We start from the raw sequence: 15,040 nt of genomic DNA, 5'->3' as shown, positions 1-15,040 counted from the left end.
TCACGTACCTTTTTTGAATCACAACATCCCGAATACACCATGTCATCATTACTGGATCTGGTAGGCAATACACCCCTGGTTGAATTACGAAAAGTTAATCCCAATCCCAAAGTCCGCATTTTCGGCAAGCTGGAAGGTAACAATCCCGGCGGCAGCGTGAAAGACCGTGCGGCTTACAGCATGATCAAAGGCGCGCTCGAACGCGGCGAAGTAAAGCCGGGTATGAAGCTCATTGAAGCTACGAGCGGCAACACCGGCATTGCGCTGGCCATGATCGCCCGGCTCTTCGACCTTGAAATCGAGCTGCTGATGCCGCAAAGCTCCACCCGCGAGCGCGTACTGACTATGGAAGCATTCGGTGCGAAGGTAATCCTAACTGAAACAATGGAAAGCGCCCGCGACCTGGCGGAGGAAAAGGCAGCAGCCGGAGAGTATTTCATGCTCAACCAGTTTGCAAACCCCGATAACTGGAAGGCACATTACCGCACCACGGGTCCCGAAATCTACCGTGATACCGATCAAAAGATCACGCATTTCGTGTCTTCCATGGGCACCACGGGCACCATTATGGGTGTTTCGCGCTATCTGAAAGAACAAAACAGCAATATCCAGATCGTCGGCTGCCAGCCTAACGACGGTTCGAGCATCCCCGGCATCCGTAAATGGCCGGTGGAATATCTTCCAAAAATATTTGAAAAAGAGCGTGTAGACCGCGTTATCGAAGTTTCTCAGAACGATGCAACGCTTACTACCCGACGCCTGGCCAACGAAGAAGCCATTTTTGCCGGAATGAGCAGCGGAGGCGCCGCCTGGGCCGCCATAGAACTGGCGAAAGAATTGGAAGAAGGCGTGATCGTGTTCATCATCTGCGATCGCGGCGACCGGTACTTGTCGAGCGAGTTGTTTGGGTAATGCGGCTTCGCCGCGACGGAGAACGAAAAAGACGGCCGACCGCCGACCACTGACCGCCGATCACTTGTGCGTCATACACACATACGATCGGCGGTCAGCGGTCGGTCGTCGGCCGTCAAAAAATCAAAACCACCCCGATCCCAAATTCCTGAACGGCCAGGGAATAGCAACAAGGATAATGATCAATGCCAATGCGTAGAAGTACAGTACCGTCCGGTGCTTGTCGGGACCGGAGAATTTCTTCGAGCGTACTCTTCCTACGGTAATGAGCACGATGGCTATCAGCATCATGAACACGTGTTCGATTGAATAAAAACGAAATACTTTCTCGCTGATCAGATCGAAGTTAACTTTGGGGCTCATGAAATACAGCACCAGCCCGATCAACAGCTGTGTGTGGGTTGCAATGAGGGTAAACAGGTACAGCTTGCTGTCGTCCTGGCTGCGCTGTTGCCATTTGGAGTATGCGGTAAAAACTGCTGCAATTAAAAGTCCTAACACCACATAACGGAGGCCCGAATGGGCGTGTAGAAGAATATTCATGATTATACTGGTTACGGTGAATAAGTATATGCATGCAAATGTAACTCGCAAACATAAATTTTTATTAAATGATCGTCTATAACATCACAGTCAACATCAGCTATCAGGCAGAAAAGGATTGGCTGCATTATATGAAAACGGTGTATATCCCCGAAATCCTTGCGACGGAGCTGCCGCTGGAATGCAAGCTGCTCCGGCTGCTGACCGAAATCGAGAACGAAGGTTCTACTTACACTACCCAGTTTATATTCAGGACAATGGAGGATTTTCTGGCCTACCAGACCCATTTCCAGCCCGACTTGCAGGAGCGCCATCACGAGCTTTTCAACGGACAATATGTCTCTTTCAGGACACTTTTGGAGGAGGCTTAAAGTTGTAGCGGGAGATTTTTTGCACAAATAATTGTACCTCAAAAACCACGCTTTTTACTTGACATTAACTTAATATTTCCTTTTATTTAATCTACCGTTAAGGCAGATTTGACCAGGAGATCAGCCCGGATAGATTGGGTTTTTATAACTATCCGAAGATGAATAAACCTCCGGTACGAAAATCGCAAAGACGGTTGGAAATATGTTTTACTTTAAAATGATGTGTGCTTATGAGACTGCAGATGCAAGCAATTCACTTTGATGCCGATCCCAAGTTACTGACTTTCATTCAACAAAAATTGGATAAACTGGATACGTTCTACGACCGGATCACCAGTGGAGAGGTATTCCTTAAGCTCGACAGGAATGATAATACCAAGTTGCATACCAAACTCCTTGAAGTGAAGCTCTACGTGCCCGGCGGGACGATGTTTGTGAGGGAGCAGGGAACCACCTTTGAAGAAGCAACCGATTTAGCAATAGATACCCTGAAAATGCAGGTTAAAAAATTTAAAAATAAAAGGAACAAAGCCAGGGCTCCGAAAAGCCTTGACGGACTCTCCGAAGACAACGGGGTAGTCGTGCTGGCCGAGGACATCGAAGAATAGGCCAGTTTTCATTTCAGACAAGAAGCCGCCTACCGCCAGGCGGCTTTTTGCGTTTTAAATGTATTTTTGAGACTACATTTTAAGTAAATCACCCGTTTATGCAAATAGAACCCATTGTCGACGCCACTTTCGACCATCTTTTCAAATTCACCCAGGAGCAGGTACAGGCCTTCGCCGATCTGACCGGCGACAATAACCCGGTTCACCTTGACGCCGAATATGCTGCCACCACGCAGTTCAAAAAACCGATCATTCACGGCATGCTGGGCATAACGGTTTTCACGAAAGTGCTCGGCACCCAGTTCCCCGGCTTCGGCTCCATTTACCTGAAACAAACCGTGGAGTTCCTGCGCCCGATGTTCGTGGATACGGAATACCGCGCCGTTTTCAAGATCGTGTCCATTAACCCCGCCAAACACATCGCGGAGATATCCACCGAGATTTACGATGCCACTACTAAAAAGGTCACCGTCCGCGGCATTGCCACAATGGTGAACGAGGAGAAATTCTAAAAAGGAAAAGCCCCGGCGAATGTCGCCGGGGCTTCGAAAATCTTCCGTGTGCTTCGTTATTTCTCGCCTTCGTTCTTCTTGTTCTGAACTTCTGCGCGAATGTCCTGAGCCAACGTCTTCAGGTCCTGCATACCTTTACGAACACGTGTTCCGGCAGCCTGGTTACCTTTGCTATAGAACTTATCAAAATCGCCTTCCAGAGAAAGAATCAAGTCCTTTACTTCATCGAATCTTGCCATGTTTTCTTCGTTTTTTAGTTTTTTAAAAATGCCTCTCACACGCTAAAAACGCATGTTTTGACCGAAATTTAGTAATTAAAACCATTTAAGCAACCCAAAAAACAAAAAAAAACACTTCTAAAATACAATTAAATCCCGTAAGCAGTTTAATGACCTGAATAACAATAAGTTAGACATTTAAAGTTTTATTGTCCGGGAGTAAATAAAAAAGAGGGCTCTTAAAAAAAAGCCCTCTGCACGCATAAAAAGCGGTTTTATAACTATTCCACGACTTCTTGTACGGCGTCGCTCTGGTAAACCCGGTTTTTGAGTTTCTCGGCGAGCGTCGTGAATGCATTCAGCGTATATTCCACATCTTCGAGTGTATGTGATGCCGTCGGAATGATGCGGAGCATGATCTGTCCTTTTGGTACCACCGGATAAACGACGATCGAGCAGAACACACCCATATTCTCGCGCAGGTCGCGTACCATGCGGGTAACTTCCGGAACGCCACCTTCGCTATGAAGGAAAACCGGTGTTACAGGCGACTCGGTTTCACCGATATTGAAGCCGCGGCTGCGCAGACCATCCTGCATTGCCTTCACATTTTCCCAAAGCTTCGCACGCAGCTCCGGCATTTGCTTCACCATTTCCAGGCGTTTGCGGCAGCCTTCCACGTAAGGCATCGGAAGTGCCTTGGCGTAGGTCTGTGACCGCATGTTGTATTTCAGGAACATGATGATCTCAGGGTCATTCGACGCGATAAATCCGCCGATAGCCGCCATCGACTTCGCGAATGTCGAGAAATACAGGTCGATTTCGTCCTGAACACCCAGCAACTCGCCTACTCCGGCGCCGGTTTCACCCATTGTTCCAAATCCGTGCGCATCGTCCACGAGCAAACGGAAGTTGTATTTCTTTTTCAACTCGGCAATGGCTTTCAGATCGCCTACTTTGCCCGACATACCAAAAACACCTTCGGTGATCACCAGCACGCCGCCGCCTTTTTCTTCGGCAAGTTTGGTCGCACGGATCAGGTTCTTTTCCAGGCTCACCATATCGTTATGGTTGAACTTATAGTATTCGCCCAGCTTGGCTTTGTGCAGACGGATACCGTCGATCAGACAGGCGTGCGATTCGGCGTCGTACACGATCACGTCGCGGTGGTCGCAAAGACATTCGATCGCGGACATCACGCCCTGGTAACCGTAATTAAGAAGGAATGCATCTGTTTTACCGACAAACTGCGCCAGTTCCTTTTCAAAAATCTCGTGCAGGGTTGAATTCCCCGACATCATTCTTGCACCCATCGGGTACGCAAGGCCCCATTTCGCAGCAGCCTCCGCATCCGCCTGACGGACTTCCGGATGATTGGCCAGACCCAGATAATTGTTGAGACTCCAGTTCAGCACTTCCCGTCCCATAAACCTCATGCGCGGACCAAGCTCTCCTTCCAGCATCGGAAATGAAAAATAATGGTGGCTGTTCAGCATTTTGGCCGGAGTTCCGATCGGACCTGAGTTGTTACGCAATTTCTCGAAAATATCCACTCGCTCTTTTTTTATGTGGGTAACTGATGATTTAAATGTTAGATAAATGCAAAAATAAAAAATTTACATTTAACTTAAAAAGACCGTTGTCATTGCAACCTATGGTAAGTTAGTAAATTAATAAAAACTGTGCCTTTAATCTGCACGTCGTATCCCAAACCTTACCACCATTTTTTATGCCCCAAATCCGAAAAATTCTAGTCGCCAACCGGGGCGAAATTGCATTGAGAATCATGCGTACCGCACGTGAAATGGGCATCGCGACGGTGGCAGTGTTCAGCGAGGCGGATCGCAGGTCCCCGCATGTGCGCTATGCGGACGAGGCTGTATGCATAGGCGCGGCGGCGTCTGCGGAATCGTATCTGAATATTGAGAAAATATTGAAAGTATGTGAAGATCTGGGAGTTGATGCGATCCATCCGGGTTACGGATTTCTTTCCGAGAATGCAGGGTTTGCGAAAAGCGTAAGGGAGGCGGGACTGATTTTCATTGGGCCCTCGCCGGAATCCATAGAAGTGATGGGTAGTAAACTCGCAGCAAAACACGCAGCATCCAAATACAACATCCCGATGGTACCCGGCACGCCCGACGCTATCGACGATCGCGACGAGGCCAAGCGCATTGCCAACGGCATCGGATATCCTATTCTCATCAAGGCAAGCGCTGGCGGTGGGGGGAAAGGAATGCGCGTGGTCGAAAACGAGGCGGAACTCGACGAGCAGATGGACCGTGCCGTGAGTGAGGCACAGGCGGCATTCGGCGACGGCTCCGTTTTTATCGAAAAATACATTACCTCGCCCAAGCACATTGAAATCCAGGTACTGGGCGATCATCACGGCAACATTATCCACCTTTTCGAGCGCGAATGCTCGATTCAGCGGCGGCACCAAAAAGTGGTGGAAGAAGCGCCGTCGATCTCCATTACGAACGAAATTCGGGAAGAAATGGGGAGATGCGCGGTGGACGTGGCGCGTTCGTGCAATTACTATGGTGCCGGAACCGTGGAGTTCATTATGGACGAGAGCAGGAATTTTTACTTCCTGGAAATGAATACGCGCTTGCAGGTAGAGCATCCGGTGACGGAAATGATCACCGGCGTGGATTTGGTGAAAGAAATGATCGCGATTGCGGAAGGACAACCGCTCGGCATTGCCCAGGAAGACCTGCAAATCCGCGGTCATGCCATTGAAGTCAGGGTATACGCGGAAGACGCGGCCAACCATTTCCTGCCCGACATCGGCACATTGAGCACTTATGTTAAGCCCGACGGCAATGGCGTGCGGGTAGACGACGGCTTCGAGCAAGGCATGGAAATCCCGATCTATTACGATCCGATGATCGCCAAACTCATTACGTACGGCGAGGACCGCGAAATGGCGACCCGGAAAATGGTCCGGGCGATTGACGAGTACCAGATTACCGGCGTGCAAACCACCCTTCCGTTCTGCCGGTTTGTGATGCAGCACGAGGCATTTGTAAACGGTAGCTTCGATACCAATTTCGTCGCCCGGCATTTTCACCCGGATGTGTTAAGTACAAAAACGGATGAGCAAAGCGAAGGCCTCGCAGCGCTGATTTCGGCGCTTCTGACCGATACTTCTCCGGAAGCTAAACCGGTTCAGAATGAGGAAGTGACCGTTCAGGCGTCCAAATGGAAGGCAAGGCGTTTTGCAGCACATTAAAACTGACGCATTTATTGAAATTTTTTAAAAAAATTCCTACTTTTGCGGTCTTATTTTAGATAAGGGCTGACTATACAAATTTTTTCGGCAATTTGAAACGGCTGCAAGTATTACCGGTAGCAAATTTTCTTTGAAGGTAAATGCTTATCTGGTTTATAATTGCTATAATTCAGTTGTAATAAGTGCCGGAATCCGCCAGAAATCGGGGTTTATCCTTTTTCCAGACATTATCTACGACCAAAGAAATTCACAGAATATCCAGCTATGAAGCTATCCGAATTTAAGTTTGATCTTCCCCAGAGTTTAATCGCACTTCATCCTTCCGACCGTGGCGAATCGCGCCTGATGGTCGTTCACCGGAAAACAGGAGAAATTGAACATAAAACATTCGCCGATGTGATCAATTATTTTGACGACGGCGATGTAATGGCTATCAACGACACGAAAGTATTTCCTGCACGTCTTTACGGCCAGAAAGAAAAAACCGGCGCGAAAATCGAGGTTTTCCTGTTGCGCGAGCTGAACCGTGAAATGCGGCTCTGGGATGTCCTGGTTGATCCTGCGCGTAAAATCCGTGTGGGTAACAAACTGTATTTCGGCGACAGCGACCTGGTAGCCGAGGTAATCGACAACACCACTTCCCGCGGCCGCACGATCCGTTTCCTTTACGACGGCGACAACGACGCGTTCATGAAGCTGGTCGATGAGCTGGGCGAGACGCCGCTTCCTCCGGAAATTATCTCCCGCCGCAAAGTCGAGAGCGCCGACCGTGAGCGTTTCCAGACTATTTTTGCCGAGCACGTGGGTGCCGTAGCCGCTCCAACCGCGGGTATGCACTTTACAAAAGCCATTATGAAGCGCCTTGAAATCAAAGGCGTTAGCTTCGCCCCGGTTACATTGCACGTTGGTCTTGGTACCTTCCGCACAGTAGACGTGGAAGATTTGACGAAACACAAAACCGATTCGGAGAACTACCGCATTACACAAAGTACTGCCGAAGTTGTGAATAAGGCGATCGATGGTAAAAAACGCATTTGCGCGGTTGGTACCACTTCGTTGCGGGCTATCGAATCGTCGGTTTCGGCGAGCGGCCACTTGAAACCCGTTGAAGGCTGGACAGATAAATTCGTGTTCCCTCCGTACGATTTCAAGATCGCCAATGCATTGCTATCGAATTTCCAGTTGCCGGAATCGATCCTTTTGATGGCCGCATGCGCCTTCGGAGGTTTTGATCTGGTAATGAAAGCTTACGACATCGCTATCAAGGAGAAATACAAATTCTTCACATACGGCGATGCAATGCTGATCATTTAATATACAACCCTGAAATCCAATGGCCATTTATGATCAGCGACGCATGTCCTGAGCCGTAAATGGCCATTTTATATTAGTCCTGAATCCGAATGCAAGAATACGTTATCATCGTAGCCGGCGGCAGCGGAAGCCGCATGAAAAGCGATATCCCGAAACAGTTTCTGCCTGTAAATGGCTTGCCGGTACTCATGCACACGGTTCGCGCATTTGCCGGGTATTCCAGAAACCTGCGTATTATAGTAGTGCTACCATCCGAACAGTTTGGTTTTTGGGAAGAATTGTGTAAAAAACATAGTTTCAACATCGCCCATCAACTGGTAGCAGGCGGCGAAACACGCTTTCACTCTGTTAAAAACGGGTTGAATTGCATTGTGGAGAAAGAAGAATTCCTCGTGGCTGTTCACGACGGGGTACGGCCTGTAATCTCCCGCGAAATCATTGCCGACAGCTTCAAAACGGCCGCTTCGCATGGCGCCGCGGTCGTGAGTGTGCCATTGAAAGACTCCATCCGGATCATAGGCCAGAATGAAGGCAACAAGGCCATGGACCGCACGCTGTTCAGGCTTATTCAAACGCCCCAGACTTTCAAGTCGTCCTGGATGCGGGCCGCATTTGCCGCCGATTACCACGAATCGTTCACGGATTGCGCCAGCGTGCTCGAAGCATGGGGATACCACATCCAGCTGATCGACGGCGCTTACGAAAACATTAAAATCACGACGCCCGAAGACCTGCGCTGGGCAGAGATTTACCTCAAAGCCACTTCCTGAACCATTCGAATGCTTCTTTCTGCATGTCGGCGTCGAACTTGTGAGGCCCGTCGTAAAAACTGGCTTTGTACTTGTCCGGCGCACCCGCTTTTTTGAAAACCTCGGTCAGAATAGCGTCTGCCTGCTTCATTTCCGGCAGCGTGTAAAGTTCGTCCTGGTTATTGTTCAAAACCAATGTGGGTAATGGAGCCCTGAGACCTAAAATTTCTGGAAAATCGAGGTATTTCGGCAGCAGTGGCGTGTAGGTCATCCAGGTATGGTTGAATGATTTATTCAAAATCAAATCCTTCCAGGTGGTCATAAAACCGACGCAAACGGCACATTTAATGCGCGGATCGAGGCCGGCCAGGTAAACCGTACGCAAACCGCCTCCCGAAAGCCCTCCGCAGCCGAGGCGCTTGGGATCTACTTCTTTTCTGTCCGCCAGAATGTCCAGCGCAACCTGATCTTCCATCAGAAACACTCCCGGCCAGGTGGTACCGGCCGAAAACAGCGATTTGGACATCACATGCTCGTGCTCCGACGACCACGCATTGTACGTCCGGATGTTCTCCGATTTTTCAGGGTCGGCGTCCGATTTACCTTCGGTACTCACTGCACCCCAATTAAGCCCTTTTGTATCCTCATAATAGACCCTGCGGCTACCGAATGCATAAGTATCGTGCACCAGCACCACATGGCCCAGCTTTGCGATTTCATTCGCCCATGCACGGCCACCGTAATCTGTTTCCTGATGCTCTTTCAGTATCGGATGCAGCTCGTCGGAGGTTTTTACAATTTTTCTTAACCCAAAATACTTCATACCGGCGTGGTCGTGAAGCCCTAGAATGCCAGGCAATGGCTTGGTAGCATCTACCGGTTTGAGCAATACCGCTTCGGTAGCCCGGCCATAAGGCAATTGCCACGTAAGCTCTTCAATTTCCAGTCCGTCGTAAGTATATTTTTTCTTGACAGTAACCTTCGGCAATGCAGGTTTCGCAGGCGCCGACACGAGTTCCTTTGTTTTTTCCAAAGCCTCCTTCCGCCAGACGTCGATATTACTCCACTTATTATTACGAAAAGAAAGGGGAGGCTGCGCCGGAAGCAATGAGGCCGCCCAGGGGCCATAAGCGCCGATAAGGCTTTTTTCTGATGCCATAGATAAGGAATGGATACTGTCTGCATTAAAAACTGGCGCCGCCGAAGTTACCGAAACACCGCCAGCCACCGACAGTGCAACGGTGCCTGCGGTGTTTTTCAAAAAGGCTCTTCTCGATATTTCACCAGCATTGCGGTCCGTGTCGACGGTTTTCATAAGCTATACTTTAACGAATATTTTCTGACGATACAAAAAGTAGAGGAACAGCCAAACCAGCACAAACCCGCCCAATGCATTGTAAACCTCGTGCCAATTTTCCGGCGCATGTTTATAAATGCCCGCAAAAAGTAACCGCGACGAATGATTGAAATCTACAAACCGCACGGCCAGGTAAATCACCAGCGAGTTTAGCCCGATCACCCGAAAGAAAAACGCCCATTTGTGATGCCCCTTAATGTCGATAATCCAGTAAAAGGCCGCGAGCAATGCGAACGCCATCCCGGAAGTAAGCAAAATGAAAGAGCTCGACCAAAGGTGCTTGTTAACAGGGAATACATAATTCCATAGTAAGCCGATGGCAATGCCAGCAGATGCGAACAGGAAAAGCTTTCCGATCTTCGGCCCGGCATCGCTTTTATGCAGCAGCACATCACCAGCCACAGTACCGAAAATTGTCAGGCATATGGCCGGGAACTGCGTCAGTAATGCGAGTTCGTCGTAAGTGCCTTGCTTCAAAATACCCGGCATGAAATTGCGGTCGACCCATCCCACGAGGTTACCTTCGAAAGAGAGATCTCCGGCACCAAAACCGGGCACGGGAATTAGTATCAATGTCAGATAGTACGCGACGAGAATGCCCGCAGCAATGTACAACCGTTGATTAGTCCCGAATTTCATATACAAAATAGCCGAAATGAACGTCGCGAGCCCTATACGCCCGAGCACGCTCCCGTAACGTATATGCGCAGGATCGAAAATGTCCATCGGCGCATTCTTGTCGAGGATGCCCAATGCGATCAGGATCAGCATTCGCTTGAATACCTTATTCCTGATCACGGATTGCGGAATGCCTTTTGCTAACCCACCCGTGACGCTGAATGCAAGCGATGTACCGGCCAAAAACAGGAACAGCGGAAATATAAAATCATAGAATGTAAAGCCGTTCCAGGCGGGATGCTCGAACTGCGCTGCGACGGCGTCGATGAACGGGATGCCTGTTTTTCCGCCCAGCGTGGCGATAAACTGGCCGCCACCGGCGATCATCAGCATATCAAAACCCCGCAATGCGTCGATCGAGGCCAGCCGGCCCGGCGCATTGGATTGCTTTACTTCCTTTTGAGCGACAATAGACGGTGCTTCCATGGGTTTAGGATAACTGTTTGGAATAGAAGTAACTGTACCACTGCTTTTTACCCGAAACGGCAGGGATTATTTCGGTATTTCAATGTCCTTATCTGCCGTTTCGATGGCTGTCAGCAAGCTGGCCGAATCTCTGTCCAGAAAAAAGGCACAATGCGGGTGCAACTGCAAAATGCTCGCCGGAAATGCATTGCTTACTTCGTTTTCGAGGCTGTCTTTCACAGCTACTGCCTTACGTTCATCAGGAACCGAGCAAATAATGTGCGTAGATTTCAATATCTGCCGCACCGACATGCTGATCGCCTGCAACGGCACTTCGTCCAACGATCCAAACCACCCCTCGCCCATCTGCTGGCGGCGGCATGGCTCGTCGAGATTGACGACTAAATAGGGCGAGTCGGTTTCAAAATCAGCCGGCGGATCATTGAAAGCCAAATGGCCATTTTCGCCAATACCTACCAATGCGACATCGATCGGGTGCGCACCGATATTCCGGGCCAGATATGCCAGCTCTTCTTCCAGGTTACCTTCTCCATTGATCAGATACGAGGCTCTCAAAGCAGGTACGCGCGACAGAAAACGCTCCGACAAATATTTCCTGAAACTCGCCGGATGGGTGACGGGAAGGCCTATATACTCATCCAAATGGAACATCGTAACTTTCGACCAGTCGATATCCTTTTCTTCAATTAGTTGGTTCAATGTTTCAAACTGGCTCGTTCCGGTTGCCAGGATCACATTCGCATATCCCTGCGAGGTAATCGTATCCCTGATCAGCATGGCCGCGTAAGCCCCGGCACTTTGCCCCAACTCCTCCTTTGTCTCCGAAATAATAACTTTCATCCTCGTTATGATTTTACTTCCGTATTACCGCCCTCTTTCAATGCAATGTCCACCGGCTTGTTTTTCTTCCATGAACCATTGGTAAAGTCAGGCACATCGACTGAATTCGACCTGTTGGCCACCGACCATTCTGTCAGCGGTATGATCACGCTCCATGACGCTGCATCATATACGTCCTGATCCAGTGGCAGGCCATTGCGCAGGCAATCTATCAATCGCCAGTCCATCAGGAAATCCATTCCGCCGTGTCCGCCAACTTTCTTCGCCAATTCTCCTACCCGCTTCACGATTTCCGGTTGATATTGCTGTTCAAGCGCTTTGAACTCATCCGGCTTGATCCACTCATGCCCATGTGAAATGCGGCCGGAAGTTCCGTCCTCGGGTAACGGATATTTTTGCGCAGCGCCCTTAGTTCCGCTGATCAAATGCAAACGTGAGTAGGGGCGGGGAGAGGAAACGTCGTGTTGCAGCATGATCGTTTTTCCCTTATTGGTCTTGATCGTGGTCGTATTCATATTGCCGCGGTACGATTTCCCCGCGTACTTTTTGAAATCGGGGTCTTTCGCGGCCAGTTCGTTCGCTCTGGCTTGCAGCATGTAATCGTTGCTGCTCATGGACACCAGGTAATCCATCTTGTCGCCGCGGTTAATGTCCAGGATTTGGGCAATAGGGCCTAAACCGTGCATGGGGTACAGGTTGCCGTTCCGCTGATTTTCTTTCAGGCGCCACAAATCGTAACGCTTGTCTTTTTGGAAAAGCGATTCAAAAATATCGTGAATATAAGCGCCTTCCACGTGCACAATTTCGCCAAAGAAGCGCTGCCGGGCCATATTCAATGTGAGTAATTCAAAAAAATCATAGCAGCAGTTTTCCAGCATCATGCAATGCTTCTTGGTACGCTCGGACGTTTCGACGAGCTTCCAGCAATCTTCCACTGTGAGCGCCGCCGGAATTTCCGTTGCAACGTGTTTGCCATGGTCCATCGCGTACAATGCCATGGGCGTATGCAGGCTCCACGGTGTGCAAATGTAGATCAGGTCGATATCGTCCCGCTCGCACATTTTCTTCCAGGCATCCGGTGAACCCGAATAGGCGTCGGGCGTATGTCCGGCATCCGTGAGCAATTTCTTCGCGTTATTCGCTTTTTCAGGCACAATGTCGGCGACACCTTTCACCTGCACGCTGCCCATATGCACAATGCGCTTGATCGCCCCGCCGCCGCGGTTACCCATACCGATGTATCCTATACGCACAACATCGATTTTAGGTGCAGCGAAGCCGCTCATGTTAAAAAGCTGCTTTTTATCGCCGGGTACCACAATCCCTGGTGCTCCGGTAACCGCCGTGCCGGCACCAGCCATCCCGAGCGTGCCTAAACCGGCTATTTTTAAGAATTCCCGCTTTTTCATTTGCTTTGAGTCGTTGTACAATCCAAAAAAACGTTTGCAATCGTACAATTTTACAATGTTTTATAGCGGCATTCCAGATATTTGCTTTAAATAGTAGCGAGAACGTTATCGAAACCAGAATTTCATTCGATGCCATGAACCGGTCAGTTTAATGACAAGAAGATTAACGACGATTAAAGACATCGCCAAGGCGCTTGGCATATCGGTGGCAACCGTCTCGCGCGCGATGCGGGATACTTACGATGTGAGTGCCGAAACGCGGAAGCTGGTGTTGGATACCGCCACAAAAATGAATTACCGGCCCAACTTCAATGCAACGGGGTTGGTTAAGAGCGGGACGCATAAGATCGCCGTAATCATCCCGGCCATTACTAATTACTACTTCTCAACGGTAATTACCGGCATTCAGGAATATGCATTGGAACATAATTACCAGGTAATGTTGTATTTGACGAACGATTCGGCTTACTGGGAAACGAAAGTGGTGCGTGAATTATCGCTGAGCAGTGTCGATGGACTGCTTGCCTGCATTACCTATGAAACAACCGATTTCAGTCATTTTGAAGAGCTGGTAGAGGTGGATATGCCATTGGTATTCTTTGATCGTGTGCCAGAATCTATAAAAACGTCTGCTGTCGTGCAAGACGACTATACCGGAGCCTGCATGGCTACCGAGCATTTGATTGCACAAGGTTATTCCAAAATCGCCCATCTGGCAGGCCCCCGTGGTCTGAACCTCACGCAGCAACGACTCCGTGGCTATCTCGATACCTTGAAGAAGCACAATCTTGAATCTTACGGGGTCATCCATTCGGGTTTTAGCGATGAAAATGGCCGCGAAGACATGGTTACATTATTCGATAGCCCTTTAAAACCGGACGCAATCTTCTCTGTCAACGATCGCAAGGCATTCGGCGTCATCTTGTGGCTGCGGGAGCACAACATACGGGTTGGTGAAGAAGTGGGTGTGATAGGCTTTACCAATGATCCTACGTCAAAAATCATCTCCCCGTCGCTCTCTACAATCGCAGAGCCAGCATATGAAATCGGGCGAAAAAGCTGCGAAGTACTCATCCGGCATATTCAAAAGCAAACCTATCCCCGCCAGGAAATTTCGTTGCCTACCGAGCTTGTCGTAAGGGAATCCACGCGCAGGTAGCATATGTGAAATGGGGGTGATTCTTGTGTAAGAATAAAAGTTGGTAAATGAGTATTATGAATAACTTCATGCCGGTAAACGCAAAAAAAGCATCCCTTCTGAGGATACTTTTGTTTTAATAATTGTGGCGACTAGGCTGCGCGCCCCGCCTACGCGGCCCGGCCTACTTTACCAGGTTTGAACGGGGACACCCAGTCCAAGCCTACGCGGCGCGATATCATCGGCGACACGGTCCAAGCCAAACTGTCATAAAACGCAAAAAAGCATCCCTTTTGAGGATGCTTTTTGGATTAATAATTGTGGCGACTACCTACTTTACCAGGTTTGAACCAAGTATCATCGGCGGAACTGGGCTTAACTTCTCTGTTCGGGATGGGAAGAGGTGAACACCAGACCAATAGTCACCAACAAGTTCGTCGTTGGGTTTTGTTCGCTATGGGAAGGAGGTGAAGCGAATCGTCGCACCGTCCAGACCAATAGTCACCAACAAGATCTTTGAGTTTTAGGAGGAAGGAGTATGGAGGAAGGGCATTCCCTTTCGTCCTTTTTTCCATTGTCCCTTTTGTCCTTTTCATGTCATATTGGAAGTAGAAGAGATGAAGATAAAGATTAAATGTGCAAGCTGTTGGGTAATTAGTACTGCTCAGCTGAGTGTATTTCGACACGTATACCTGCAGCCTATCAACGTCGTAGTCTACAACGACCCTTA

At 49.2% G+C, this 15,040-nt stretch carries 15 protein-coding genes and 2 rRNA genes; 8 read left to right on the top strand and 9 right to left on the bottom strand.

The annotated features are described in order from the left end of the window. The first annotated feature begins 39 nt into the window (after nt 1–39). Nucleotides 40–912, top strand: a complete 873-nt coding sequence (cysM, locus tag BLQ88_RS31065; protein ID WP_090156920.1) for a cysteine synthase CysM — start codon at nt 40–42, stop codon at nt 910–912. A gap of 123 nt (nt 913–1,035) precedes the next feature. On the opposite strand, the gene BLQ88_RS31060 is transcribed toward cysM, so the two are convergent. Continuing rightward, the gene (locus BLQ88_RS31060) at nt 1,036–1,455 is read right to left on the bottom strand and encodes a cytochrome B (protein ID WP_090156919.1); all 420 of its coding nucleotides are present in this window, start codon (nt 1,453–1,455) and stop codon (nt 1,036–1,038) included. A 68-nt stretch (nt 1,456–1,523) separates the two neighbouring features. On the opposite strand from BLQ88_RS31060, the gene BLQ88_RS31055 reads away from it, so the two are divergent. From BLQ88_RS31055 to BLQ88_RS31045, 3 genes are all read left to right on the top strand, one after another. Beyond that, entirely contained in the window at nt 1,524–1,826 is a 303-nt protein-coding gene (locus BLQ88_RS31055; RefSeq protein ID WP_090156918.1) for a DUF4286 family protein, read from the top strand. 230 nt (nt 1,827–2,056) lie between these two features. Further along, complete coding sequence (gene hpf, locus BLQ88_RS31050) at nt 2,057–2,434, top strand: ribosome hibernation-promoting factor, HPF/YfiA family (RefSeq protein ID WP_090156917.1); 378 nt, start codon at nt 2,057–2,059, stop codon at nt 2,432–2,434. A 98-nt stretch (nt 2,435–2,532) separates the two neighbouring features. Beyond that, nucleotides 2,533–2,946: a MaoC family dehydratase gene (locus BLQ88_RS31045; protein WP_090156916.1), complete on the top strand. Its 414-nt coding sequence runs from the start codon at nt 2,533–2,535 to the stop codon at nt 2,944–2,946. Between the two features lie 56 nt (nt 2,947–3,002). Here the strand turns inward: BLQ88_RS31045 and BLQ88_RS31040 are convergent, their stop codons facing one another. Both BLQ88_RS31040 and BLQ88_RS31035 read right to left on the bottom strand, forming a co-directional pair. Further along, nucleotides 3,003–3,185, bottom strand: a complete 183-nt coding sequence (locus BLQ88_RS31040; RefSeq protein ID WP_090156915.1) for a BF3379 family histone-like protein — start codon at nt 3,183–3,185, stop codon at nt 3,003–3,005. Nucleotides 3,186–3,445: 260 nt separating this feature from the next. After that, nucleotides 3,446–4,717, bottom strand: a complete 1,272-nt coding sequence (locus BLQ88_RS31035) for an aminotransferase class I/II-fold pyridoxal phosphate-dependent enzyme (protein WP_090156914.1) — start codon at nt 4,715–4,717, stop codon at nt 3,446–3,448. A gap of 176 nt (nt 4,718–4,893) precedes the next feature. On the opposite strand from BLQ88_RS31035, the gene accC reads away from it, so the two are divergent. The 3 genes from accC to BLQ88_RS31020 all read left to right on the top strand — a co-directional run bounded on the left by accC (nt 4,894) and on the right by BLQ88_RS31020 (nt 8,483). Then, a complete protein-coding gene (gene accC, locus BLQ88_RS31030) occupies nt 4,894–6,399 on the top strand; it encodes an acetyl-CoA carboxylase biotin carboxylase subunit (RefSeq protein ID WP_090156913.1) in 1,506 nt (501 codons plus the stop codon). A gap of 264 nt (nt 6,400–6,663) precedes the next feature. After that, entirely contained in the window at nt 6,664–7,713 is a 1,050-nt protein-coding gene (gene queA / locus BLQ88_RS31025; RefSeq protein WP_015812717.1) for a tRNA preQ1(34) S-adenosylmethionine ribosyltransferase-isomerase QueA, read from the top strand. Between the two features lie 89 nt (nt 7,714–7,802). Beyond that, on the top strand, nt 7,803–8,483 hold the full coding sequence (locus BLQ88_RS31020) for a 2-C-methyl-D-erythritol 4-phosphate cytidylyltransferase (protein ID WP_090156912.1): 681 nt from the start codon (nt 7,803–7,805) through the stop codon (nt 8,481–8,483). Here BLQ88_RS31020 and BLQ88_RS31015 read toward each other — a convergent pair. The 4 genes from BLQ88_RS31015 to BLQ88_RS31000 form a co-directional block, all read right to left on the bottom strand. Next, nucleotides 8,467–9,777 carry a dienelactone hydrolase family protein gene (locus BLQ88_RS31015; RefSeq protein WP_090156911.1) on the bottom strand — a complete coding sequence of 437 codons (1,311 nt, stop codon included), beginning with the start codon at nt 9,775–9,777 and terminating at the stop codon, nt 8,467–8,469. The two genes, BLQ88_RS31020 and BLQ88_RS31015, sit on opposite strands and share 17 nt — an antisense overlap. Nucleotides 9,778–9,780: 3 nt before the next feature. Beyond that, a complete protein-coding gene (locus BLQ88_RS31010) occupies nt 9,781–10,923 on the bottom strand; it encodes an acyltransferase family protein (RefSeq protein WP_090156910.1) in 1,143 nt (380 codons plus the stop codon). Nucleotides 10,924–10,989: 66 nt separating this feature from the next. Continuing rightward, nucleotides 10,990–11,763 (bottom strand): glucosamine-6-phosphate deaminase, encoded by a 774-nt coding sequence (locus tag BLQ88_RS31005; protein ID WP_090156909.1) that lies wholly within the window; start codon nt 11,761–11,763, stop codon nt 10,990–10,992. 5 nt (nt 11,764–11,768) lie between these two features. Next, complete coding sequence (locus BLQ88_RS31000) at nt 11,769–13,172, bottom strand: Gfo/Idh/MocA family protein (RefSeq protein ID WP_090156908.1); 1,404 nt, start codon at nt 13,170–13,172, stop codon at nt 11,769–11,771. Nucleotides 13,173–13,323: 151 nt separating this feature from the next. Between BLQ88_RS31000 and BLQ88_RS30995 the strand changes: the two genes are divergently transcribed. Beyond that, on the top strand, nt 13,324–14,331 hold the full coding sequence (locus BLQ88_RS30995) for a LacI family DNA-binding transcriptional regulator (protein WP_090156907.1): 1,008 nt from the start codon (nt 13,324–13,326) through the stop codon (nt 14,329–14,331). 297 nt (nt 14,332–14,628) lie between these two features. Here the strand turns inward: BLQ88_RS30995 and rrf are convergent. Next, nucleotides 14,629–14,740: ribosomal RNA gene (rrf, locus tag BLQ88_RS30990) — 5S ribosomal RNA — on the bottom strand. Between the two features lie 203 nt (nt 14,741–14,943). Beyond that, nucleotides 14,944–15,040: ribosomal RNA gene (locus tag BLQ88_RS30985) — 23S ribosomal RNA — on the bottom strand; the annotation flags it as partial.

Source organism: Dyadobacter soli (genome assembly GCF_900101885.1).
GTDB lineage: Bacteria > Bacteroidota > Bacteroidia > Cytophagales > Spirosomataceae > Dyadobacter > Dyadobacter soli.
The sequence above is the reverse complement of the archived record's forward strand: the minus strand, read 5'-3'. Positions and strand labels throughout refer to the sequence as shown.

Bases quoted from the DNA above. Each gene is read 5' to 3' on its own strand.
- BLQ88_RS31000 (WP_090156908.1), bottom strand. From the start codon at position 13,172: ATGAAAAAGCGGGAATTCTTAAAAATAGCCGGTTTAGGCACGCTCGGG.
- BLQ88_RS31005 (WP_090156909.1), bottom strand. From the start codon at position 11,763: ATGAAAGTTATTATTTCGGAGACAAAGGAGGAGTTGGGGCAAAGTGCC.
- BLQ88_RS31045 (WP_090156916.1), top strand. From the start codon at position 2,533: ATGCAAATAGAACCCATTGTCGACGCCACTTTCGACCATCTTTTCAAA.
- hpf (WP_090156917.1), top strand. From the start codon at position 2,057: ATGAGACTGCAGATGCAAGCAATTCACTTTGATGCCGATCCCAAGTTA.
- BLQ88_RS30995 (WP_090156907.1), top strand. From the start codon at position 13,324: ATGACAAGAAGATTAACGACGATTAAAGACATCGCCAAGGCGCTTGGC.
- BLQ88_RS31020 (WP_090156912.1), top strand. From the start codon at position 7,803: ATGCAAGAATACGTTATCATCGTAGCCGGCGGCAGCGGAAGCCGCATG.
- accC (WP_090156913.1), top strand. From the start codon at position 4,894: ATGCCCCAAATCCGAAAAATTCTAGTCGCCAACCGGGGCGAAATTGCA.
- BLQ88_RS31055 (WP_090156918.1), top strand. From the start codon at position 1,524: ATGATCGTCTATAACATCACAGTCAACATCAGCTATCAGGCAGAAAAG.
- BLQ88_RS31040 (WP_090156915.1), bottom strand. From the start codon at position 3,185: ATGGCAAGATTCGATGAAGTAAAGGACTTGATTCTTTCTCTGGAAGGC.
- BLQ88_RS31010 (WP_090156910.1), bottom strand. From the start codon at position 10,923: ATGGAAGCACCGTCTATTGTCGCTCAAAAGGAAGTAAAGCAATCCAAT.
- queA (WP_015812717.1), top strand. From the start codon at position 6,664: ATGAAGCTATCCGAATTTAAGTTTGATCTTCCCCAGAGTTTAATCGCA.
- BLQ88_RS31060 (WP_090156919.1), bottom strand. From the start codon at position 1,455: ATGAATATTCTTCTACACGCCCATTCGGGCCTCCGTTATGTGGTGTTA.
- cysM (WP_090156920.1), top strand. From the start codon at position 40: ATGTCATCATTACTGGATCTGGTAGGCAATACACCCCTGGTTGAATTA.
- BLQ88_RS31015 (WP_090156911.1), bottom strand. From the start codon at position 9,777: ATGAAAACCGTCGACACGGACCGCAATGCTGGTGAAATATCGAGAAGA.